Here is a 21773-nt window from a genome sequence, read left to right as displayed (position 1 = left end):
GACATGCCGTCAGGTGCGGTCGATATGGACGCTGGTGGACTTCACCCGGGCCGTCGCCCGCATGCCGACCTCCAGCCCCAGCTCCTCCACCGCCTCCCTGGTCAGCAGTGAGACCAGGCGGTGCGGCCCCGCCTGGATCTCCACCTGGGCGGCGACATCGCCGAGCTTGACCGCGGTGACGATGCCGGGGAAGGCGTTGCGCGCCGAGGTGTAGGACGGCTCGTCCTCGGCGCCGCCCTGGCCTGCCTCGACCGAGAAGGCGGCCAGGTCCCTGCCGTCGATCACCCGGCGCCCGGCGTCGTCCCGGTGCGTCGCGACCCGCCCGGCATCCGCCCAGCGCCGCGCGGTATCGGGGCTGACGCCGAGCAGCCGCGCCGCCTGACCAATGGTGTAGGACTGCATACGCGCCAGAGTAGGCCAGTCTTCCTGGCAACTACGGCCTACCGGGCAGACACGCCTCCACCTGCGGCCCGCCACCGGCCGGTCAGGCGGGACTCACATGTCAGGCGGGGACCACGTGGAAGAAGTGCGTGGGCAGCTGGACGGCGACGGATTCGTGCACCTGCGCACACACCGCCGTGCCCGGCCGGTCGAAGGTGCCCTCCGGCGGCTCCGCGACCTTGATCACCGACTGGCCGGATTCGAGCAGCCGCGCGGCCATGGCGAAGTCCCCCACCAGCGCGCAGCCGGGCGCCACATGACGGTGGCGGCAGATCTGCACGTCCTCGCGGTCGAGATCCGCCAGCAGGCTCCCCGCGCCCACCAGTTCGGCGTAGTAGTCGCGTGGGTTCACCATCAGGGCGCGGCCGGTGCCGCCCGTCTGCTCTATCTCGTTGAAGGCGGCGAGCACCCCGTCGGTGTAGGAGCCGGTGTAGGGAAGCCGCGCCACATCCGGGTGCCGGAGCACGTCGAGGGTGAGCGCCCGGTTCTCGGCGGTGCCGAGCCGCACCATGAGCCTGCGGTCGATGAACGAGGCCAGGCCCTCCGGTTCGGCTGCCAGGCCCTCGGGGATCTGCGCCCAGGCGGTGATCGGCTCGATGCCGTACTCGGCCAGCGAGAAGCGGAAGTTCTCCTCCCGCAGCCGCCCCTCGCGCTGCTCCCCGGCCGCAGTCGCCCCGTCCGGCCTGGTCCCGTCCGGCCTGGTCCCGTCCGGCCTGGTCCCGTCCGGCCTGGTCTCATGCCAGGAGCGCACCTGCTCGGTGTCGGCCCGCTGGGCGCGGAAGAGGTTGCGGGCCGTCATCCGCGGCCGCTGCTTGCCCACCGCGAAGGCCTCGGTGAGGGTGAACTGGAAGTGCACCTCGGCCTTCTCGGGGTCGGCGAGATAGGCGCGGGCGAACTCCTCGCCCGGGGTGGCCGGTGTCGTGCTCGTCATGGAGGTCTCCTGGGTCTGGGTCCGGTGCCGCAACTGCTCAGTAGGCATGCGCGATGAGCTGCTCGTAGAAGGGGAGGTGGTGCTCGTAGAAGCCGCGCAGCCGCGCGTCGTTCTCGACGGTGACCTCGTACTCCCGCGCCGGGGCACGGAAGGCCGAGCTGGCGCTCGCGTCCCGGTGCCAGCGCTCGTTCTGGCGCCACTCGGGGCGTTCGCCCGGCCGCCAGGTCAGCGCCTCGGGCAGGAAGGGCAGGCCGACGCGCTCGCAGTAGCCGGCGACCACGGCGGACGGGTCCGCCAGCAGTCGTTCGGCCGAGACGACCACGGGGCGCCGGCCAGTCGCCTTCCAGGCCAGCTCGAACAGCGCGTACTGGTGCTCGTAGCCGATCTCGTGGCAGGCCAGTTCGGGCTTTACCGCGTGGTGGGAGGCGATCGTACGGGCCGGTTCGCGGACGATGAAGGTGTGGGTGAAGGAGGCGATCCGCTCCGGGTGGTCGAAGAGATGCTGGTAGTGGTACTCCAGCGTGTCCTTGAAGAAGACCTGTTTCCGGGTGCCCAGTTCCGCCAGCTGGGACAGCAGTTCGGCGGGCGTGCGGACGGTGACCGTACGCCCTTCCGCGCCCTCCGCACCGTCCACAGCGTCCACAGCGTCCACAGCGTCCACAGCGGGAACGGTGACCTCGCCGTGGTCGGTGAGCAGCACCAGCGGCTCGTGCACCACCGTGACGTCACCGCGCTCGGCCATCATCCGCAGAAATGCCGTGGAGACCGCACGCGGGTGGGCCCACAGGGCGATGACGGTCACATCGACCATGCCGTGGGCAGCCGGTCCCAGCGGTGGCCGCGCAGTTCGTCCAGCAGGGCGGGGTCGAGCGCGGGCGCCGCCCCGGAGACCGCCAGGTTGGCGCGTACGTGCTCGGGCCTGCGCATGCCCGGGATGACCGTGCTCACGGCGGGATGGTGCAGGATGAAGCGGAGGCTCAGCTCCGGCAGCGACATGCCCTCGGGCAGCACCTTCTTCAGCCGTTCGGCGCGCTCCACCGTCGGGCCGAGGTTCTCCGGGCCGAAGTAGACGGCTCGCCAGTCGTCCTCGGGGAAGACGGTGTCGCGGGTGAGGGTGCCGGTGAGGCCGCCCTCGTCGAAGGGGACGCGGGCGATGATGCCGATGTCGTCGCGCAGCGCGCGTGCGAACAGCTCGTCCTCCGGCGCCTGGTCGAAGATGTTGTAGATCACCTGGATGGCGTCGACCAGGCCGGTGTCCAGTGCCCGCAGGCAGTTGACCGGTTCCCAGCGGTTGACGCTGAGGCCGAAGCCGTCGATCACACCCTCCGCCTTGAGGTCGGCGACCACCCGCTGCCAGCTCTCCTCGCCGCTCCAGCGGTCCTCCCAGACATGGAACTGGAGCAGGTCGATCCGGTCGGTCCCGAAGTTCTCCAGGCTGCGGTGGACGTACTCGCGGATGTGGGCGGCGGGGTAGACGTCGTCCAGCGTGTCGTCCGGGCCGGGCGGCCATTCCCGGTTCAGCGGCGGGACCTTGGTCGCCACCCGCAGCCGCTCGCTGCCGGTGCGGTCGGCGTGCCGCCGGAGGAGGGCGCCCAGCATCTGTTCGCTGATACCCCGGCCGTAGGCCCAGGCGGTGTCGAAGAACGTGCAGCCGTCCTCGACCGCGAGGTCCAGGCAGTCCGGGGCCACGTCGTAGTCCCAGCCGGTGAATCCTCCGGGGCCGCCGCCGATCCCCCACATGCCGTAGCCGATCTCGCTGACCTGCCAGCCCAGTCGTCCCATGGTGCGGTAGTGCACGGTCGTCCTCTCGTTTCGTACGGGTCTGCGCGGTAGCCGCGCAGCGTGCTCAGAGCCCGGCAGGCTCTCCAGCGGTGAGCGTGGTGCTGTAGGCGTGGAGGGCCGCCTCCAGCGGCCGTTCCCGGAAGCCGTGCCGCGCGTCCAGGGCGGCGCACGCCTCCTTGGTGAAAAACCCGGGGTTGTCCGCCAGCAGCCGCCGGAAGTCCGGTACGCCACCCGGCCCGGTGGCCGGGAGCGCCGTCAGCAGACCGTGCAGCACGGCCACGGCGGGCTCCCCGCCCCCGGCCGCCCTCTCCCGCAGCGCGGCCATGAACTCCGCGGGCGGCACCGTACGCAGGGCGCCCCCACGCTCCGGACCGCCCCCCAGGTCGAGCGCGGCGAAGTCCACGCTGCCGTCCCGGAAGACGTGGTAGACGGCGCCGTCGGAAGGCTCGGCGAGCCCGGCGACCAGCCGAGCGGCCGCCTCGTCCACCGGCGTGTAGTCGGACCGCATCGGCACGTCGGGCCGGATGCCGAGCCGGAGCACGGCGGACAGCAGCAGATGGGTGAGCGCCCTCGGGTTGGGCACGCCGTTGTCGGCGGCGGGCATCACCTCGCCGAGCCGGTAGAGGGTCACCGGCGCGCCCCGCCTCCGGGCGGCGGTGAGCAGCCGCTCGGCCACCCACTTGGAGCGGCTGTACCCGCTGTTCGGTGCGGTGGCTGTGGCCGGGTCGAAGTCCTCCCGGAGGCGGCCCGGGGTACGGGAGGCGTGCTGTTCGAGGATCCCGAGGGTGGAGACGTGGTGCAGCGGTTTGGGCCGCACGGAGAGCGCGAAGCGGAGCACCTCGGCCGTGCCGGTGACGTTGGCGGCGCGGTGGGCCCGGTAGTCGAGGAGGAAGTTGACAAGGGCCCCGATGTGCAGCACGGCGTCACAGCTGGCGGCGTACGTCTCCCAGGTCTCCCGCGCCCAGCCGAACCGGGGGGCGCCCAGTTCGCCGGCGCGTGCGTCGAGGCGTTCCCCGAGGGACTCCTCCCACAGGCCCTGGGCGCGCAGCGTCCGTACGATCCGGTCCCGGGCGTGGGCGTCGTCGCGGGCCCGTACGACGCACACGGCACGGGCCGGGGTTGCCGACAGCAGCCGGTGCAGGGTCCTCGCCCCGACGAAGCCGGTGGCGCCGGTGACCAGGACGGTGCGTGGCGGAAGCGCCACCGGGGTGCCGGTGCCGGTGCCCGTGAACCGCTGGGCGCGGGCGGCCAGTTCGGCGAGATCGGCGGGCAGGCCGGAGTCGCGCTCCATGAGGGAGGCCACGACGGACGCGTCCCCGCCGCCCGCGTCCGGCCCGGTTCGTGTCCCTGCCTGCGACAGCACCGCCGCCAGGGCCTCCGGGGTGCGGTGCTCGTACAGTTCGGCCAGACCCACCGCCCGTGTCCCCGGTGCCGCGCTCTCCCTGATCCGCAGCATCGCGCTCAGCGCGGTCAGCGAGTCGGCGCCGCGCAGCAGGAAGTCGTCCCGCGTCCCGAAGGCGGGGAGGTCGAGGACGGTACGCATCACCTCGGCGATGCGTTCCGCGAGGGAGCCGCCGGGCCGGGGCACCGAGGCGGCGGGGGCCTCCGGGTCATCCGCGGCGGCCGGGCCGGCCGGCGGGACGGGCCGCGCCTCCGACTCCAGCTTCTCCTCGGCGAGCAGCCGGAGCGCCCGCAGGTCGACCTTGCCGTTGTCGGAGAGCGGCAGGCTCTCCACCACGAAGCAGTGCTGCGGCACCTGGATGCGCGGCAGCATGGCCACCAGGTGGGCGCGGAGCGCCGCCGGGGTGGTTCCCTCCTCGGCCGCCGCCGCGACCACCAGCCGGTTGCGCCCGTGCCGCCGGAGAGTCAGGGCCTTGGCCTGGATGACGCCGTGGCAGCCTTCGGCGGTGGTCTCGATCTCGGCCAGTTCTATCCGTACGCCGTCCACCTTGGTCTGCCGGTCGCGGCGGCCGGTGAAGCGCAGCAGTCCGGCCTGGTCGAACCAGCCCAGGTCACCGGTCCGGTAGAGGGTGTCGCCGGGTATCCGCGGGAACGGGTTGGGCACGAACACCTCGGCGGTGCGCGCCTGGTCCCCAAGGTAGCCGGCGCCGACGCAGGCGCCGCCGATCACGATCTCGCCGGTGGTGCCCGCGGGCAGCGGGCGCAGCTGCTCGTCGATGACGACGGCGTAGCAGTTGTCGATGGGGCGCCCGAGCGGGATGTGGTCGCCCTCGCTGCCGTCGATCCGGTGGAAGACCACGCCGATGGACGTCTCGGACGGGCCGTAGCCGTTGGTGATCTCCAGGCCGGGGAGCAGGGCGCGCAGCCGGTGCACGGCGTGCGGGATGATCTCCTCGCCGCCGACGACCAGATGACGCAACGAGGTCACCTTGCGCACCGCCGCGGGCTCGGCCTCCAGCAAGGCCAGCAGCATGCCGAGGATCGCCGGGACGAAGTCGGTGACCGTGACCCGGTAGCGGTGGATCGCCTCGACCGTCCGCTCCAGATCCAGGAACTCGCCCTGCTCGGGGATGATCGTGCGGCCACCGGTCGTCAGCGGCCACAGCAGCTGCCAGATCGCCGAGTCGAAGGTGTGGCGGCTGTTCTGGAGCACCACCTCCTCGCCGGTGGCGCCGAAGTAGCGGGACATGAAGCGGAAGCGGTTGGTCAGTCCCCCGTGCAGATTCACGGCGCACTTCGGCGTCCCCGTCGTGCCCGAGGTGAACACCCCGTAGACAGGCTGCTCCGGGCCCGGCGTCGGACGGGGGCGCACGGTGCTCGGCGTGATCCGCCCGGCCGAGACGACCAGCGCGGGCCGGTCCGTGCGGACCAGCGGCCCGGAGGTGACGACCCTGTCGGCGACAGGCGACGTGCCGGCCGCCGTGAGCCCGCTGGCTGTCGCCGACAGGGTCGTAAGCACCAGCGGCGGGTCCAGCTCCTCCAGCACGGAGCGCAGCCGCTCGTCCGGCCAGGCCGGGTCACAGAGCGCGAAGGCCGCGCCCGCCTTCATCAGCGCCACCATGCACAGCGGGAGTTCGACGCTGTTGCCGGTGACGACGGGCACCATGGCGCCGGGGCCGACACCGGCCGCCGCCAGTTCGGCGGCCAGGCCGTTGGCGAGCGCGTCGAACTCCGCGTAGGTCAGGGTCGTCTGGGCGGTTCCCCGGTGGATCAGGGCGATGCGGTCCGGTGTCCGGTCGGCCTGTTCCTCGATCAGCCTGTGCACGGGGCGGTACGGGCCGTGGTCGACACGGCTGCCGGCGGTCTGCCAGATGGTTTCCGACATGTCTCCGACCTCTCTGCGGGTGACAGGGTGGGGGCGCGGGGAGGTGGGTTCACGGCTCCTCGCGATCGGGTCCGTGGTCGCGGGCGGGGGTGAGGCCCGGGACCAGCGCGGCGAGCGCGGGCGGCGGCGCGTTTCCGGTGGCGAGCGCGGCCAGCAGCGCGCCGGCCGCGGGGGCCGTCTGGATTCCGTAGCCGCCCAGACCGGCCAGCCAGCAGAAGCCGGGGGCCCGGGGGTCGGTACCGATGACGGGTGTGTCGTCCGGGGTCGAGGTACGCAGCCCGGCCCAGATGTGGCCGACGTGCCGCAGGCGCAGGGTGCTCACCTGCTCGAAGCGGTGGACGGCGGTGGCGACGTCGAGGTCGCGGGCCCGTATGTCGCCGGGCGGCTCGGGGGTGTCGTCCACCGGGGAGAGCAGCAGGCCGCCGGACTCCGGTTTGGCGTAGAAGGTGTCCGCGACGTCGGAGACCATCGGCCAGCTGGACGCATCGGCCCCGTCCGGTGTCCGGGCGAGTGCGGCGGTGCGGCGGCGCGGCACGAGCCCCAGCGCCCGTACGCCCGCCGACCGCGCCAGCCGTGCCAGCTCATCGGCCCAGGCGCCGGCGGCGTTGACCACGACCGGGGCGGCGAACTCCCCCACCGCCGTGGACACCTGCCACTCCCCGGCGTCCCGGCGGAGGGCGTGTACCCGTGCGCCGGTCACCACGCTGCCGCCGGCGGCGCGCAGGCCCCGCAGGAAGCCCTGGTGGGTGGCGTCCACATCGACGTCGCAGGCGCCCGGCTTGTACAGCGCGCGGCCGAACGCCCCGGGCAGCAGCGCCGGGCAGAGATCCAGGGCGCGCTCCTCGTCGAGTTCGACGACCGGCTGCGGGGCGGTGGCCCCGGACACCTTGGCGGCCTCGAACTGCGCGGCGGTGCCCGGGGTTTCCAGTGCGAGCACGCCGCGCGGGGTGAGCAGCGGGGCGGTGGTGAAGCCGTCGGGCGGGGCCGTGTAGAAGCCCCGTGCGGCTATGGTCAGCGCCCGTACGGTGGGGTTGCCGAAGTACTCGGAGAACAGCGCGGCGGACCGTCCGGTGGCGTGCAGACCCGGGGACCGTTCCGCCTCCAGGAGGACGACGCGGCCGTGCCGGGCGAGGAAGTAGCCTGCCGCAGCACCCGCGATGCCGCCGCCGACGACCAGGAAGTCCGCCGCACCGCGGGCCGTGCCGGGGCTGGTGCCGTATCTCCCGGACACCGCGTTCACCCCTTCCCGGGCGCGGCGGTGTCGGCCGCGGCGGAATCGGGCACGGCCGTGCCGGGCACGGCCGTGCCGCCGGAGCGCGCCGCGTCCCGGGGCATCGTCAGGTACGCCACCAGCAGCGACAGCGCGGCGACTCCGGCCGCGACCAGGAAGCCCCGGCCGATGCCCGTGGCGAGCGCGTCCTCGGCGGAGGTGGTATCGGCCGCCGAGCCGACCGTCGACCAGACGACGGTGCCGAGCACGGCCAGCCCGGTCGCGCCGCCGATCTGCCGGGCCATGCTGAGGAGTCCGGAGGCGGCGCCCGAGTCCTCGTCGGCCACATCCGCCAGCGCGGCCAGCGTCAGCGGCACGCCGGTCACCGCGAGCCCGGCGTAGGTCAGCACGGTGGGCACCAGCATCCCGGTGGCGTAACCCCCGGACTCGCCGATCCGGGACAGCCACAGCATCCCGACGGTGGCGGTCAGCAGGCCGCAGCACACCAGCCTGCGGGCGCCGACGAGCGTGACGAGGCGGGAGCTGGCCCGTGCGCCGACGACGAGCAGGCAGGTCAGCGGGATGTAGACGAGCGCGGTCTCCAGCGGGCTGTAGTCCCAGACCTGCTGGAGGAAGAGAGTGAGGAAGAAGAAGATGCCGAACATCGCGGTGTTGGTCAGCGCCAGCACCGCGTACGTGCCGAAGCGGGTGCGGTCGGCGAACAGCCGCAGCGGCACGAGCGGCTGGCTCCCGCGCTTCTCGATCACCACGAACGCCGGGAGCAGCACGGCCGCCGCACCCAGCGCCGCGAGCACGGAGGGGTCGCTCCACTGGCCGCTCTCCGAGGCCCCGCTGATCAGGCCGTGCACCAGCAGCAGTGCGGCCAGCGTGCCGGTGAGCGCCCCGGCCACGTCGAACGTGCCGTGCTGGCGGGGCGTCTCGCGCAGCACCCGCCGGGAGAGGGCGAGAACGACGACGCCGACCGGGACGTTCACGAACATCACCCAGCGCCAGGACAGATAGGCGGTGATCACGCCCCCGGCCAGCAGCCCCACGCCGCCGCCCGCCGTGGCCACGGCGGTGTACCAGGCCACCGCCCGGTTGCGCTCCGGGCCCTCCGGGAAGGTCACCGCGATCAGCGACAGCGCGGCGGGCGAGGCGGCTGCGGCACCGACCCCCTGCGCCGTACGGCAGACGATCAGCAGCCACGGCTCCTCCGCGAACCCGCCGAGCAGCGAGGCGGCGGTGAACAGCACCACACCCGCCGTGAACATCCGGCGCCGCCCCAGGATGTCCCCGACCCGGCCGCCGAGGATCAGCAGCCCGCCGAAGGCGACGGAGAAGGAGGCGACGATCCATTCCAGGTCGGAGCCGCTCAGCCGCAACGACTCCTGGATGCTGGGCAGCGCGACATTGACGATGGTGGCGTCCAGCAGGAACATCAGCTGGGCCACGGAGATGACGGCGAGCGCGATCGCCCGCCGCCGGGCTCCGTCCGTGGTCATCGGTGGGTGGCGTATTCGATCTGGAGACGCTGACGCAGCGGGTGCCGGAGGACCTTCCCCAGGGAGTTCTTGGGCAGCTCCCAGACGAACTGCACCCGGTCCGGCCAGAGCACCTCGGCCATCCTCTCCTCCGCCAGATGGCGCCGCAGCTCCTCCAGAGTGGGCGGTTCCCCCTCGGCCACCACCACGGCGCAGACCAGTTCCGCGACGGGCACGCGCGGGTCCGGGTAGCCGACGAGCGCCACCTCCCGCACGCCCGGGTGCCGGATCAGCACGGACTCCACCTCGAGCGTCGAGACCTTCTGGCCGCTGGCCCGGGTGACCTGGTCCACGGACCGGCCGACGATACGGATGCCGCCGCGGCCGTCGTCGCGGGCCAGGTCGCTGGTGTCGAACCAGCCGTCCTCGTCCAGGCACGCCTCGTAGACGTCGCGCTGGCCGAGATAGCCGAGGCACTGGGAGGCGCCGCGCACCAGCAGCCGCCCGCCGCCGGCGTCCGTGTCCCCGCCGGTGCCGGCCGGGCCCCCGGCCTCCTCGGCGCCCGTCTCCGGCGCGATCCGCACCTCCATCGACGGCTCCGCGCGCCCGTCGCTGTGCCCCGCCCACCCCTCCGGGTCGTCGTCCCGGGTGACGGTGACCGCGCCGTTCTCCGTCATCCCCCACAGGGCCCGCACCGGGATGTCGAAGACCTCCCGCATCCGGGCGATCAACTGCGGCTGGATCGGCGCCGATCCGGAGACGATCTGCACCACGCTGGAGGTGTCCCGGGGCTCCTTGCCCTGCGCGTCCAGCATGTCGAGGAGATAGGCGGGCGAGGCGTACGCCCAGGTGATGCCGTGCCGCGCGATGAGGTCGAGCAGCAGTTCCATGTCGCGGTTCGTGTCCTGCACGACGCAGGTCGCGCCGAGCAGCAGCGGCATGAAGCAGGCGTACGACAGCCCCGCCATGTGGGTGGCGAAGTTGGGGATGGAGATGACGTCGTCGCCGGTGAGCCGGTGCGGGACGGAGACCGCGAGCACTGCCGCGTGCAGGGTGTTCTGGCTGTGCACCACGCCCTTCATCCGCCCGGTGGTGCCGGAGGTGTAGAGCAGCAGCGCCGGGTCGTCGGGGCCCAGCCGGTCCGCCTCGTCGACGCTGCTGCGCTCCTCCCAGGGCGTACGGACGAAGAAGGCGTCGAAGCCGAGCGCGCCGGTCGCCTCGGCGTCGCCGCACACCACCCGGTGCGCGAGGGTCTGCGGGGCGGCCTCCTGGAGGCGGGCGCCGTAGTCGATGTCCTGGAAGCGGTCAACGGTCACGCAGACCCGCGCCTCGCTCTCCCGCAGCACATGGCCCAGCTCGCGCACGTCCAGGGCGGGGATCACCGGAGTGGCGACGGCGCCCATCCGGTAGCAGGCCAGGTACAGGGCCGTCAGCTCCCAGCGGTTCGGCAGGTAGAGCGCGACCACATCACCGCGGCCTACCCCGAGTTCGCTCAGTGCAGCTGCGAATCGCTCGACGTACAACTGGAGGTCGGCATAGCTCAGTTCCCGAGCCGGGGCAGAGTCCTCGTACGCGATCACGGCGGGGTGGTCCCCCCGGTCGCGGGCCGCGGCCGACAGGTCGTCCAGGAAGGTGGTTTCGCGCCACCAGCCGGCCGCCCGGTACGCGGCGGCCCGCTCGGGCTCCGGCAAGACCAGTGTGTCCCACTTACCCACTGCGGCACCTCTCCTACGCGAGCAACTCCACCTGAGCAACCCAACCGAGCGGCTGAGCCTAGAGGATGACCGAAGGCTCGCGGAAGCCCCGTGCGCGAGCACCGTTTAGTCACTTGCAGAACCCAACTCCCGGCGGTGCTTGCCCCCTTGACAACGCTTCGGGTGCAGGTCAGGCTCACCCGAACAGCACGTGAGTGCGACGAGCGTGCAGCGCGGCACGTCAGTTCTGGGAGGCAGCGTGAAGATCGGCGTGCTCGGCTGGGACTACTCCGGAATCGATCCCGACGGCCACCACCTCGTCGACTACGGCCGCGAACGCGGGCACGAGACCTCCTTCTTCACGCTGGAGGACATCGCCTACCACCCGGGACCCGAGGGCCCCTCACTGACGCTCCGCGGTGAGCCCGCAGAGTCGTTTCAGGCCATCATCAACAGGTGCAAGCTCTACGGTGACGACTGGCAGGACCGGGTCGAGCGGCTGACCATGCTCAGCAACGTCCCAGGCGTCAGTCTCTTCGACCCCGCGGACGCCTGGGTCACCGGTTACAGCAAATTTCTGATGGCACAGCGGCTGGCCGCGGCCGGGCTGCCCATACCACCGATCCGGTCCGTGATGTCGCTCGCGGACGTCGAGTCGGCCTGTGCCGCGTGGGGGCCGGTGATCCTCAAACCGTCCTTCGGCTACCGCGGGATGGATGTGGAGCGCATCGTCGACCCGAGCGCCGACAAGGCGGTCGTGGAGGACCTGCTCGCCCGCTTCCCGACCCTGGTGTGCCAGCCGTACTGCCCGACCGAGGGCGGCGAGTACCGGATCGTGGTGGCGGGCGACGCCACCCCGCTCAACCTCCTCAAGCTGCCGGCCGCCGGTTCCTGGCGCTGCAAGACGATGGAGGGTGCGAGCTACGAGCGCTTCGACGCCCCCGAGGAGCTGGTCGACCTGTCCCTGCGCGCCACCCGCGCCATGGGGATGACACTCTCCGGGCTGGACGTCCTGCCGACCCGGGACGGCTATCTGATCCTCGAGGTCAACCCCATCCCCGGCTTCCTCGCCCTGATGGGGCGGGAGCAGCACCGGCAGGTGCTGGGCGGGGTGTACGACTGGGTCGAGGAGCGGACCGCGGCGGCCTGACCCGCGGAGAGCGGAGCCACCGTGCGCGACGCGCAGGCGGGGCGGCCGGACGGAGACCGGCGCGGCGGCGCTGGAGGGCCCGCACGTGGTCCACGGTCTCGTGCGAACAACCCCGTGCCGGGTCACGCCGGTGGCGTGCGGCCAGGGCCCCCAGGGGCCCGTACGGTCAGGGACTCCAGGAACGGCGCGTGGTAGAGCTCGGCGTCGACGAGTGCCTCGCAGAACAGATGGCCCGCCAGGCTCCGGCCGGGCCGGCCCGCGGCAGGCCCGGCGTAGCCGAGGATCAGCGTCGGGTCGTTCAGCGCGTCCAGCCGCAGCACCAGATCCGCCTCGTCGCCGCCCTGCGGATCTGCACACTCCTGCGAGGGCACCGCCCGGAAGCCCAGCGCCGTCTTGAAGCGCAGCAGCCCCGGCTGGGTGAGATGGCCCAGCAGGTTCGGCTCGTTCCCCATGGAGGCCCTACTGTATCCGCGTTCCCGCCCGGCCCGCATCGCCGCGAGATAGAGCGGGCGGGCCAGGCTGGAGCGGCGCCACCGGGCGCTGACCGCGGAGAAGCGGAGCACCACCAGGTCGACGGCCGGGCACTCCAGCAGCAGAACGCCGCCCGCCATTTCGTCACCCTCATAGCTGAAGACGCCGAAGAACTTCCGCGGCCCGTGCAGCACCACGTCCCGGTAGTCCAGCGCGAAGGGCACGCCGAAACGCATCTCGGACACCCGGTCCTGGTACAGCGCGAAGAACCGGTCGAGCGAATCCGGCGTCACCGGATCCTCCACCACCTCCCGCAGCCCGGCCGCGGCCGCCTCACGGCGGGCGCACCGTACGGACCTGCGCGCCGTGCGGTTCAGCCCGGCCAGGTGGGTGTCCTCGTCGGGACCCAGCGCGGACACCCAGGTGAGCACGGACGGCTTGTGGACGAAGCCCCGCTCGGCGAGCTCGGCCCAGCTCGCCGCGGGCGGATCCGGCACCCGGACGACGTCAACCGGCCGGTCCGCGCCGAGCCAGGGCTCGTCCGCCAGTTCCCTGGCCTCGATCAGTGCCAGCGCGAGACCGTATCGGTCGACGACCTCCAATGGTCTTCCCCGCTCAGGCCGTCGCCGCGGCGGACTCCGGCGAAGCCCCGGCCAGCCTGCCCGCGAAGCACTCCAGAGCACCGGACCAGCTGTCCACGTACTCGCCGACCAGCCGCTCGAACTCCGCAGCCTCCGCCTCCGTGGTGACCATCATCGTCATGCCGGTCTCCTCGTCGCTGACCTGCGCGGCATGCACGGTCTCCGCCTTGATGTGTGCGTCGATCCAGGCGAACTGGGGCGTCTCTCCGAAGACCTTCTCTCCCTCCACCCACACCTTCGCGTACATCCGGCGGAAGCCCACGGCGATGTCCAGCGCGATGGTCTCCACCACCCGCAGCTGGACGGCGGCGCCCAGCGGGGAGTCGGCCAGCCGCTCCATGTTCGTCAGCAAGTCCGCCACAGGTGCGGGGAGTTCCTCCGCGAGCTCCTGCGCCGCCGGGCCCAGCCGTGAGGCCAGCGGGGCGACGATGGTGTCGTCCCACCAGATGTAGTGAATTCCCGCGGGGCCCTTCGGGGCGACCGCGCTGAACTCCGGGGCCGCGTTGTCCAAGTCGTCACCGATGACCTGATACACCGTCTGGAAGGCGCCGAGCAGATCGCGCGTCGGTGCCTCCCGAGTGGAAAACGCACGGGCCATGGTGCCCAGTCCGGCGAGGGTGCTGAACATGAAACTCTTCGTCATCATCCGCCACCAGACGGCGACGTCGAGCGCGGCCTGCGGGGTGACGGAATCCACACTTCGCGCTTTGCCGAAGAAATTGTTGTCGGCACGTCGCAGACGCGCCCTGTCGATTTCCTTGTCCACCCGCTCGTCGAGCGCGTCGCGGTCGGTGGTGGAGAATTCAACGGCAGTGGTCACAATCACTCCTGATACTGGTGAGAGTTCCTGCGGACAGCCCCGGGGCGGGGCCTAGGGCCTGTCCTAGATGCCCAGCTTCTTCTTGACCTCGGCGAAGAACGGCACGTAGCGGTAGTCACGGGCCACCGGGTCGTAGTCGGTGTACTTGTCGGTGAGTGCGAGCAGTCGCTTGCGAACCGCCGCCACCGGCTCCTCCCGTATGTGCGCCTCGATTGCGTGGATCTCGGCGAGGAACCGTGCCAGCACCTCGGGGATCTCCGGACTCAGCTGTATGACCGAGTCCTTGACCCGGATACCTTCGTGCTGCTCCAGATATCCGAAGAGCAGCTGTGACGCCACCGCGTCGTAGTTCGGCCGCGGTATGCCCTCCACCGCGTAGCGCAGCAGCCGTTCCGAGAGGATGTACTCGTAGGCGGTGAGCGCCTCCTCGCGCGGAAGTTTCTCGTCGCCCAGCAGGGCGAGCATCGCGGAGACGTCCACCCGCAACTCCTCGAGCCCGGCCAGCGGCTTGTACTTCTTCGCGTCGAGGAAGTCCGGTATGGGCATGTCGCCCTGCCGGTGGTGGTACTCGTGCAGCCGCACCCACCAGGACGAGGCCTGCTCGACCGTCGCGTCCGGCGCTCCCTGGATCAGCGGGAAGCTGCCCTCGGCCATCACCGCGTCGATCATGCCCCGGGTGATCCGGTTGTGCCGCTCCACGAACTTGTCGATGAAGTAGAAGATGAGGTCGTCCGGGTCCTGGAGCCCGTCGAGGTGGTTCTCCGGAAAGAGCGCCACGACCACCCGGGAATGGAATCCCGCCGAGCGCCCGGTGATGCGCACCGGGGCGGTGTTGCTCGCGTACCGCTCGGCCAGATGCGCGTCCGCGGGCAGTTCCTCGTAGGTCAGGTAGTCCAGCGACAGCTTCGGGAAGTAGGAGGCGTCGAACAGCGAGAAGAGATGGTTGTCCCGGCGGCTGTTGATGTGTTCCTTCGTGGCCCGCAGACGCTCACCGGGAGTGAACGAGCGGATATCCTCCAGGAATGCCTGAGCGGCCGGTTGCCGGGAAAGATGCCGGGTGCCCTCGATCTGACGGGCCAGCTCCTTCAGGGTTTCTTCCGAGCGGTACGAGGCACGCTCCGGGAGCCCTTTCCGCAATGCGTCCACCTCGGCGAACACCGAGCTCATCTCGTCCATCACACGCCCCTCCTGGCTACCCACCCGGGCCATGCCGCGAAACACCCGATCCGGCGGGAAGGATTTGCGGCCGCACCGGCTTGCGCTGAGTCTCGCCGCACACACCCTCCGCTACCGCATGGTCCCGGTAAAGGCCGCGGTGACCACCGGAAACGCGGTGACCAAGAGGGAGCCTAACCGCGCCGACAGAGCCTGACCAGATCCTGGATCAGGCTCTTCCGCACATTCCCGCGCAGCACCAACTCGCCCCTGAATACTCGGGTGTTATCTCCCCAATGAGCCATTCCTGGGTGTGCCGAGCGGTGCCGCCCCAGCCGTGGGCCGTCCTCACTCCCCCGGGGCGGGGGTGAGGACCACGAACTCCGCCCCGGACGGGTCGGCGCAGACGGCCAGCCGGCCGACGCCGGGCGCGTCCTCCGGGCCCATCGACACCGTGCCCCGCTGGGCGGTGACGCCGGCCACCGTGGCGTCGCAGTCGTCCGAGCCGAACACCGGGTGCCAGTACGGCGTGCCGCCGGTCATCTGGAGGTACTCGGCAGGCACCTCGACCATGCCGCCGTGCATCCGCTCCTCGCTGACGCCCGCCGGGGTCAGCAGCGTGTACGTCCCCTCGCTGTCGCCCGGCATCGCCACGTCCTTGGTCTCCCAGCCGAAGAGACCACGGTAGAAGCCCCGCGCGGCGGAGGCGTCCGTCGTGCACAACTCGACCCAGGTCAGCGTGCCCGCCTCGTCCGCCGCCTCGATGCCCCGCACCCCGGCAGCCTCCCAGACCGCGAACTCGGCGCCGACGGGATCGGTGTACTGCGCCAGCCGCCCCGCGCCCTCCACCTCCATCGGCGGGACGCGGACCGAGCCGCCCAGCCGCTCCACCGCACGCGTCGCCGCGTCCGCGTCGGAGGTGCTGAAGTAGATCATCCAGGAAGAGCGGGCCTCTTCACCGCTCAGCGGGCCGAGCGCGCCCACCGTCCTGCCGTCGAGCTGGAAGAAGCCGAATCCGTCCGGCGCGGGCTCGTACGGCTCGATCCGCCAGCCGAACACCGCACCGTAGAACGCCGCTGCCGCGCGGGCGTCCCGCACGCCCAGATCCAGCCAGCACGGCGAGCCGGGAACGAAATCAGTCGTGATCATGATCATTTCCCTTCACGGATACCGATGCCACCAGCGTGGCACCCGCCACGGACATCCGCAGGCCGACGGGGCCGCCACCTCCGCGGGTCCTCGGGCCCGGCGTCGCCACCGCCGCGTCCGGCCTGCGCCGGAGACGGTGCGGGGCGACAATCGAGGAGGGGCCGCTTCGCGACCAGAGTCAGGAGTCGCCCATGAAGGCCGTGCAATACCGGAGTGTGGGCGCCGCCCCCGAGGTGGTCACCGTCCCCACCCCCGAGCCGGGCCCCGGGCAGGTGCTGCTCAAAGTGACCGCCGCCGGGGTCTGCCACTCGGACGTCGTCGTGATGAGCTGGTCGGCGGAGAACCTGCCCTTCCCGCTGCCGCTGACTCTCGGCCACGAGGGCGCCGGCACCATCGAGGCCGCTGGGCCGGGCGTCGAGACGCTGCCGCCGGGGACGCCGGTGGCGGTGTACGGCCCGTGGGGCTGCGGCGGCTGCCTCAGCTGCGCCCGAGGCCAGGAGAACTACTGCCGCCGCGCCGCCGAGCTGGGCATCTACCCGCCGGGGCTGGGCGCGCCGGGTGCCCTCGCCGAGTACCTGCTCGTCGACGATCCGCGCCACCTGGTGCCGCTCGGGGAACTGGACCCGGTGACAGCCGTCCCGCTCACCGACGCCGGACTGACCCCGTACCACGCGGTGAAGACCTCGCTGCCCAAGCTCGTCCCGGGCACCAGCGCCGTGGTGATCGGCACCGGTGGTCTCGGCCATGTGGCGATTCAGCTGCTGCGGGCGCTCACTCCCGCCCGGGTGTTCGCCCTGGATGTCACCGAGGAGAAGCTGCGGCTGGCCCGTGCGGTCGGCGCGCACGCGGCGCTGCAGTCCGACCTCGAAGCGCCCGACGCGATCCTGGAGATGACGGAGGGTCACGGCGCCGAGGCCGTCCTCGACTTCGTCGGCGCCCCGGCGACCGTGGACATCGCGACGGGCTGCGCGGCCGTCGAGAGCGACGTGTCCGTCGTCGGCATCGGCGGCGGTACGGCGTCCGTCGGCTTCGGCATCACCCCGTACGACGCGGCGGTGCGCGCACCGTACTGGGGCAGCCGGTCGGAGCTGATCGAGGTGCTGGAGCTGGCACGGACCGGGGTGATCGAAGTGCAGGTCGAGTCCTACGCGCTCGACGACGCTCCCCAGGTGTACGAGCGGTTGCAGGAGGGGCAGGTGAGCGGCCGCGCGGTGATCCTGCCCCACGGCTGACATCTGCGGCGGGACGATCCGCGGCTGGGGCCGGTGCTCGACCAGCTGAGCGAGGATCACCACGCGACACACCGACCGATACGCGCCGGTCGACCCGCCGACCCGCCGACCCGGCGCTAGCCGTGCCGCGCGTAGTGCCGCAGGGCCTTGGCGCGGTTGCCGCAGCCCGCCATCGAGCACCAGCGGCGGGTGCCGTTCTTGGAAACGTCGTAGAAGTGCAGGACGCAGTCCTCGTTCGTGCAGCCCCGGATGCGCTCGGGGCGGTCCGCGAGCAGCCGGAGGAAGTCCTCGGCGGCCAGCCAGGCGGGCAGCCAGGACGCCGCGTCCACCTCGACCTCGGTGCGCGGCTCGCCGTCCGGGGGCAGCAGTCGGCGGAGCCGTCCCCGGTCGAGCACGGAGTTGAGCGTGTCCGCGAGGCCGGGCTCCCAGGGGGCCGGGGCGTCGATGAGCGAGGCGAGCCCGGTCCGCGCCAGCAGCAGCCGGTCCAGGGTGGCGCGGTCGGCGGTGACCGCGCCGTCTCCGTCGCCGGTGGAGCCGCCGACGGAGACGGTGCGGTCACCGAGGGCCTTGCGCAGCGGCGAGCCGTCGAGCCAGCGGGCCAGGCCGCCGGTCGATTCCAGCAGGTCGTGGGCGCCGCCGGCGTCTTTCCAGCGCGTATTGAGCAGGTCGACCGACAGTGGCTCGCCGGTCAGCGGCCGCGGGTCGGTCTCGGATTGCCGGGGCACCGGGCGCTCCTTCCTTCGCGAGGACTGTGGCACCCAGCCTAACCGCCCATTCGGGGATCATCGGTTGAGCGCCTGCCGGGTCAGCCTGGGAACGGCCGGCGGCATCTGAAACCGCGCCGGTGCGCCGGGGGGCGGCACCGTGCGGCAGCACGGTCGCCAGCCCCCTGGACGCGGAGGCCCAGCACGGCGACAGGTCTCCTTGACACCCGTATTGGCCTACGCCAACATCCAAATTGGACTGTACCAAGTCCCCCCCTGTCACCGCGTCGACCAACTGGCGGGCCTCCGTGCGCGCCATGGGAGGTCTCTGCCATGGAGTCGAACAGCCGCTGCCGGGAAACGGCGCAGTTGGCCAACTGCGTACTGCAACCCGGGTTCGAAGGGACCACCGCCCCCGACTGGGTGCGCCGCAGAATCGCCGAAGGACTGCACTCCGTCGTGCTGTTCGGGCGGAACATCGTCGATGCCGAGCAGGTCGCCCGGCTGAACGACTCGCTGCGCGCCGAGAATCCGGATCTGATCATCGCCATCGACGAGGAGGCCGGGGACGTCACCCGGCTCGAAGCGTGGACGGGAGCCTCCCGGCCCGGCAACCTCGCGCTCGGCGCCGTCGACGACGTGGAACTCACCGAGGCCGTCGCGTACGACATCGGCAGCGAGCTGCGCAGCGTCGGCGTCTCGCTCAACTACGCGCCGAGCGCGGACGTCAACTCCAATCCCAGGAACCCGGTCATCGGCGTACGCTCCTTCGGCGCGGAGACCGGCGCCGTCGCCCGGCACACCGCCGCCTGGGTCCGCGGGCTCCAGAAGGCCGGTGTCGCCGCCTGCGCCAAGCACTTCCCCGGCCACGGCGACACGGCCGTCGACTCGCATCACGGCCTGCCCCAAGTCACCGCGAGCGCCCAGGAGATCGCGGCCACCGCCCTGCCGCCCTTCACCGCCGCGATGGAGGCGGGCGTACGGGCGGTGATGACGGCGCATCTGCTGGTACCGGCCTACGACGCCGAACTGCCCGCCACTCTCAGCCGCCGCATCCTGGTCGACCTGCTCCGTGACCAACTCGGTTTCGACGGCATGGTGGTCACCGACGCCATCGAGATGGGCGCGGTGACCGAGCGGTACGGCATCGACGGGGCGACCGTCCGCGCCGTGGTCAACGGGGTCGACGCGGTCTGCGTCGGAGGCGAGGACGCCGAGGAGTCGACCTTCGACCTGCTCTCGGCCGCGCTGGTGAAGGCCGTGGAGGGCGGCACGCTGGACGCCGAGCGGCTCGCCGAAGCGGCGGGCCGGGTACGGCACTTCGCTGCCTGGTCGGCGAGCCGCACCCGCGCGGCGGAGGCAGCCCCGGGCACCGGCGCGGTGGCCGGGCCGCAGATCGGACTGGTCGCCGCCCGGCGGGCCGTACGGGTGCTCGGCGCATCGGGGTCCGGATCACTGCTGCCGCTGCCCGACGCTCCTCATGTCGTGGAGCTGTCCCCGACGATGAACCTCGCCATAGGCGGCGTGACTCCGTGGGGAGTGGCCGCCCCGCTGAGCGAACTGCTGCCGGGCACCACCTCCGTCCGGCTGACCGAAACGGAACTGGCCGAAACGGAACTGGCCGGGGCGGACGGCCTGCTGGAGCGCTCCACGCTGGCACCCGCGGTCGGACGGCCACTGGTCGTCGTGGTCCGCGACGCGGCAAGGCACCCCTGGATGGAGGACGCGGTGCACCGGATGCTGCGCAGCCGCCCGGACGCGGTGGTCGTCGAGATGGGCGTCCCGAACGGACTGGCACCCGGCGCCGTGCACCTGCTCACGCACGGGGCCACCAGGGTCTCTGGCCTGGCGGCGGCGGAGGTGCTGGCCGGGAGGCCGTAACGGCCGGGCCGCAGCCGATGGGCCGCAGCGGCGCACCACGCGAACTAACCCCTTAAATGCGTTTGACAGGTTAGCGTCGGCATGGTCTCCTGATCACGTCAGCGCTAACCAGTCAAAGCATTTACAGGGGTTAGAAATGTCGAAGATCCACCACCGCACCGCCCTCGTCGACGGCCAGACCGTCTTCTACCGCGAGGCAGGCAACCCCGAAGCCCCCTCCGTCGTACTGCTGCACGGGTTCCCGACCAGTTCACACATGTTCCGCGAGCTGATCCCCGCCCTGTCCGACCGGTACCACGTCATCGCACCGGACCACATCGGGTTCGGCCGCTCCAGCACCCCCACCGTCGAGGAGTTCGACTACACCTTCGACTCCCTGGCAAGCGTCACCGGCCATTTCCTCGAACACCTCGGCGTGGACCGCTACTCGCTCTACGTGCAGGACTACGGCGCACCCATCGGGTGGCGGCTCGCCCTGGCCCACCCCGAGCGGATCACGGCGATCATCTCCCAGAACGGCAACGCCTACGAGGCGGGCTTCGACGCGTCCTTCTGGCCGCCGGTCTGGGCCTACGCCGCAAACCCCGGGCCCGAGACCGAGTCGGCCGTGCGAAGCGCGCTCGAACTCGACTCCATCCGCTGGCAGTACCTCCACGGCGTGCCCGACCCCAGCCTGGTCAGCCCCGACACCTGGGAGCACGATCACGCGAGGGTCCACCGGCCCGGCAACGAGGCGGTGCAGCTCCGGCTGTTCCGCGACTACGCGACGAACGTCGAGCGGTATCCGCAGGTGCACGAGTACTTCCGCACCAGCCAGGTGCCGCTGCTCGCCGTCTGGGGCGCCAACGACGAGATCTTCGTCCCCGACGGGGCCCGCGCCTTCGCCCGCGACCTTCCCGATGCCGAGATCCACCTGCTCGACGCCGGGCACTTCGCACTCGAGAGCGACCTCGACACCATCACCGGCTACATCCGGGGCTTCCTCGGCCGCGTCCTCCGCTGAGTCTCCCCCTCACCGCCGCGCCACATAGACCGTGTTGGTCGCGGTGCCCTCCTGGAGCGGATTGGCGAAGGTGACCACGCGCGCCTCCGACTCCGCGAAGACCTCCGCGAGCACGGCGCTGAACCGCTCCTCCGGCGGGTCGTTCGACCACAGCGCGAACACACCGCCCGGGTAGAGGCGTTCCGCCAGCGCCCGCAGGCCCTCGGGGCGGTAGAGCGAGGCGTGGCTCGGGTGCAGCACATGTTCCGGTGAGTGGTCGACGTCCAGCAGCACCGCGTGGAAGCGGCGCCCGGCGGTATCCGGGTCGAGGCCGTCGGGGTGGGTGGCCATAGCGAAGAAGTCGCCGTGGACGAAACGGCAGCGCGCGTCCTCCGCCAGCCGCTCCCCCAGCGGCACCAGCCCGCGTTCATGCCATCCGATGACCTCCCCCAGCGCCTCCACGACGGTCAGCGAGCGGACCCGCGTGTCGTCCAGCACAGCGTCGGCGGTGTAGCCGAGCCCGAGCCCGCCGACCACGACGTCCAGCTCCCCGCCCGCCGCCTGCGCCAGCCCGAGCCGCGCCAGCGCGATCTCCCCTGCCGTGAACATGCTGGACATCAGGAACTCGTCGCCGAGCTTGACCTCGTACACCTGCTCACCAGACGAGGGGTCGGCCCGGCGCCGGAGGCTGATCTCCCCCATCGGCGTCGGCTGCCAGTCGATCTCCTCGAAACGTGCCCTCATCCGGTTCCTCTCTCGG

Annotated in this window: 18 protein-coding genes; 4 read left to right on the top strand and 14 right to left on the bottom strand. The window is 71.9% G+C overall.

Annotated features, from left to right (window positions below; all coding sequences use genetic code 11):
• Nucleotides 1-9 precede the first annotated feature (9 nt).
• The 8 genes from LHJ74_RS08650 to LHJ74_RS08610 form a co-directional block, all read right to left on the bottom strand.
• Nucleotides 10-402, bottom strand: a complete 393-nt coding sequence (locus LHJ74_RS08650; protein ID WP_260217177.1) for a TOBE domain-containing protein — start codon at nucleotides 400-402, stop codon at nucleotides 10-12.
• A 100-nt stretch (nucleotides 403-502) separates the two neighbouring features.
• A complete protein-coding gene (locus tag LHJ74_RS08645) occupies nucleotides 503-1372 on the bottom strand; it encodes a family 3 encapsulin nanocompartment shell protein (protein WP_260217173.1) in 870 nt (289 codons plus the stop codon).
• 37 nt (nucleotides 1373-1409) lie between these two features.
• The gene (locus LHJ74_RS08640; RefSeq protein WP_260217171.1) at nucleotides 1410-2183 is read right to left on the bottom strand and encodes a sulfotransferase-like domain-containing protein; all 774 of its coding nucleotides are present in this window, start codon (nucleotides 2181-2183) and stop codon (nucleotides 1410-1412) included.
• Complete coding sequence (locus LHJ74_RS08635) at nucleotides 2171-3169, bottom strand: aldo/keto reductase (RefSeq protein WP_260217170.1); 999 nt, start codon at nucleotides 3167-3169, stop codon at nucleotides 2171-2173. The genes LHJ74_RS08640 and LHJ74_RS08635 overlap by 13 nt, the downstream gene beginning before the upstream one ends.
• 49 nt (nucleotides 3170-3218) lie before the next feature.
• Nucleotides 3219-6440, bottom strand: a complete 3222-nt coding sequence (locus LHJ74_RS34145; RefSeq protein ID WP_311203273.1) for a non-ribosomal peptide synthetase — start codon at nucleotides 6438-6440, stop codon at nucleotides 3219-3221.
• Between the two features lie 49 nt (nucleotides 6441-6489).
• Complete coding sequence (locus LHJ74_RS08620; RefSeq protein ID WP_260217169.1) at nucleotides 6490-7671, bottom strand: NAD(P)/FAD-dependent oxidoreductase; 1182 nt, start codon at nucleotides 7669-7671, stop codon at nucleotides 6490-6492.
• A 5-nt stretch (nucleotides 7672-7676) separates the two neighbouring features.
• A complete protein-coding gene (locus LHJ74_RS08615) occupies nucleotides 7677-9155 on the bottom strand; it encodes an MFS transporter (protein WP_260217167.1) in 1479 nt (492 codons plus the stop codon).
• Nucleotides 9152-10849 carry an AMP-binding protein gene (locus LHJ74_RS08610; protein WP_260217165.1) on the bottom strand — a complete coding sequence of 566 codons (1698 nt, stop codon included), beginning with the start codon at nucleotides 10847-10849 and terminating at the stop codon, nucleotides 9152-9154. The genes LHJ74_RS08615 and LHJ74_RS08610 overlap by 4 nt, the downstream gene beginning before the upstream one ends.
• A gap of 238 nt (nucleotides 10850-11087) precedes the next feature.
• Between LHJ74_RS08610 and LHJ74_RS08605 the strand changes: the two genes are divergently transcribed.
• Nucleotides 11088-11978, top strand: coding sequence for an ATP-grasp domain-containing protein (locus LHJ74_RS08605; protein WP_260217158.1), 891 nt, complete (start codon nucleotides 11088-11090; stop codon nucleotides 11976-11978).
• Nucleotides 11979-12100: 122 nt separating this feature from the next.
• Here LHJ74_RS08605 and LHJ74_RS08600 read toward each other — a convergent pair whose 3' ends face one another.
• From LHJ74_RS08600 to LHJ74_RS08585, 4 genes are all read right to left on the bottom strand, one after another.
• A complete protein-coding gene (locus LHJ74_RS08600) occupies nucleotides 12101-13051 on the bottom strand; it encodes a GNAT family N-acetyltransferase (protein WP_260217155.1) in 951 nt (316 codons plus the stop codon).
• A gap of 13 nt (nucleotides 13052-13064) precedes the next feature.
• Nucleotides 13065-13910 (bottom strand): DUF6202 family protein, encoded by an 846-nt coding sequence (locus LHJ74_RS08595; protein ID WP_260217153.1) that lies wholly within the window; start codon nucleotides 13908-13910, stop codon nucleotides 13065-13067.
• Between the two features lie 63 nt (nucleotides 13911-13973).
• Nucleotides 13974-15086 carry a DUF6421 family protein gene (locus tag LHJ74_RS08590; protein WP_260217148.1) on the bottom strand — a complete coding sequence of 371 codons (1113 nt, stop codon included), beginning with the start codon at nucleotides 15084-15086 and terminating at the stop codon, nucleotides 13974-13976.
• Nucleotides 15087-15413: 327 nt separating this feature from the next.
• The gene (locus tag LHJ74_RS08585) at nucleotides 15414-16214 is read right to left on the bottom strand and encodes a VOC family protein (RefSeq protein WP_260217147.1); all 801 of its coding nucleotides are present in this window, start codon (nucleotides 16212-16214) and stop codon (nucleotides 15414-15416) included.
• 191 nt (nucleotides 16215-16405) lie between these two features.
• Here LHJ74_RS08585 and LHJ74_RS08580 point away from each other — a divergent pair, with 191 nt between their 5' ends.
• Nucleotides 16406-17446: an NAD(P)-dependent alcohol dehydrogenase gene (locus LHJ74_RS08580; RefSeq protein ID WP_260217144.1), complete on the top strand. Its 1041-nt coding sequence runs from the start codon at nucleotides 16406-16408 to the stop codon at nucleotides 17444-17446.
• 116 nt (nucleotides 17447-17562) lie between these two features.
• Here the strand turns inward: LHJ74_RS08580 and LHJ74_RS08575 are convergent, their stop codons facing one another.
• Nucleotides 17563-18171, bottom strand: a complete 609-nt coding sequence (locus LHJ74_RS08575) for a CGNR zinc finger domain-containing protein (protein ID WP_260217143.1) — start codon at nucleotides 18169-18171, stop codon at nucleotides 17563-17565.
• A 312-nt stretch (nucleotides 18172-18483) separates the two neighbouring features.
• On the opposite strand from LHJ74_RS08575, the gene LHJ74_RS08570 reads away from it, so the two are divergent.
• The gene (locus LHJ74_RS08570) at nucleotides 18484-20031 is read left to right on the top strand and encodes a glycoside hydrolase family 3 protein (protein WP_260217141.1); all 1548 of its coding nucleotides are present in this window, start codon (nucleotides 18484-18486) and stop codon (nucleotides 20029-20031) included.
• Nucleotides 20032-20167: 136 nt separating this feature from the next.
• Nucleotides 20168-21034: an alpha/beta fold hydrolase gene (locus LHJ74_RS08565; RefSeq protein ID WP_260217139.1), complete on the top strand. Its 867-nt coding sequence runs from the start codon at nucleotides 20168-20170 to the stop codon at nucleotides 21032-21034.
• A 9-nt stretch (nucleotides 21035-21043) separates the two neighbouring features.
• Here the strand turns inward: LHJ74_RS08565 and LHJ74_RS08560 are convergent, their stop codons facing one another.
• A complete protein-coding gene (locus LHJ74_RS08560) occupies nucleotides 21044-21757 on the bottom strand; it encodes a spermidine synthase family protein (RefSeq protein WP_260217137.1) in 714 nt (237 codons plus the stop codon).
• Between the last annotated feature and the right edge of the window lie 16 nt (nucleotides 21758-21773).

The sequence above is a fragment of the Streptomyces gossypii genome, assembly GCF_025165795.1.
Classification (GTDB): Bacteria; Actinomycetota; Actinomycetes; order Streptomycetales; family Streptomycetaceae; genus Streptomyces; species Streptomyces gossypii.
This window is presented reverse-complemented; position numbering and strand designations above follow the sequence as displayed.

What these genes read in the sequence shown, in the direction of transcription:
- LHJ74_RS08650 (WP_260217177.1), bottom strand. Translation starts at nt 402, where the DNA reads ATGCAGTCCTACACCATTGGTCAGGCGGCGCGGCTGCTCGGCGTCAGC.
- LHJ74_RS08645 (WP_260217173.1), bottom strand. Translation starts at nt 1,372, where the DNA reads ATGACGAGCACGACACCGGCCACCCCGGGCGAGGAGTTCGCCCGCGCC.
- LHJ74_RS08640 (WP_260217171.1), bottom strand. Translation starts at nt 2,183, where the DNA reads ATGGTCGATGTGACCGTCATCGCCCTGTGGGCCCACCCGCGTGCGGTC.
- LHJ74_RS34145 (WP_311203273.1), bottom strand. Translation starts at nt 6,440, where the DNA reads ATGTCGGAAACCATCTGGCAGACCGCCGGCAGCCGTGTCGACCACGGC.
- LHJ74_RS08615 (WP_260217167.1), bottom strand. Translation starts at nt 9,155, where the DNA reads ATGACCACGGACGGAGCCCGGCGGCGGGCGATCGCGCTCGCCGTCATC.
- LHJ74_RS08590 (WP_260217148.1), bottom strand. Translation starts at nt 15,086, where the DNA reads ATGGACGAGATGAGCTCGGTGTTCGCCGAGGTGGACGCATTGCGGAAA.
- LHJ74_RS08585 (WP_260217147.1), bottom strand. Translation starts at nt 16,214, where the DNA reads ATGATCACGACTGATTTCGTTCCCGGCTCGCCGTGCTGGCTGGATCTG.
- LHJ74_RS08580 (WP_260217144.1), top strand. Translation starts at nt 16,406, where the DNA reads ATGAAGGCCGTGCAATACCGGAGTGTGGGCGCCGCCCCCGAGGTGGTC.
- LHJ74_RS08570 (WP_260217141.1), top strand. Translation starts at nt 18,484, where the DNA reads ATGGAGTCGAACAGCCGCTGCCGGGAAACGGCGCAGTTGGCCAACTGC.
- LHJ74_RS08565 (WP_260217139.1), top strand. Translation starts at nt 20,168, where the DNA reads ATGTCGAAGATCCACCACCGCACCGCCCTCGTCGACGGCCAGACCGTC.
- LHJ74_RS08560 (WP_260217137.1), bottom strand. Translation starts at nt 21,757, where the DNA reads ATGAGGGCACGTTTCGAGGAGATCGACTGGCAGCCGACGCCGATGGGG.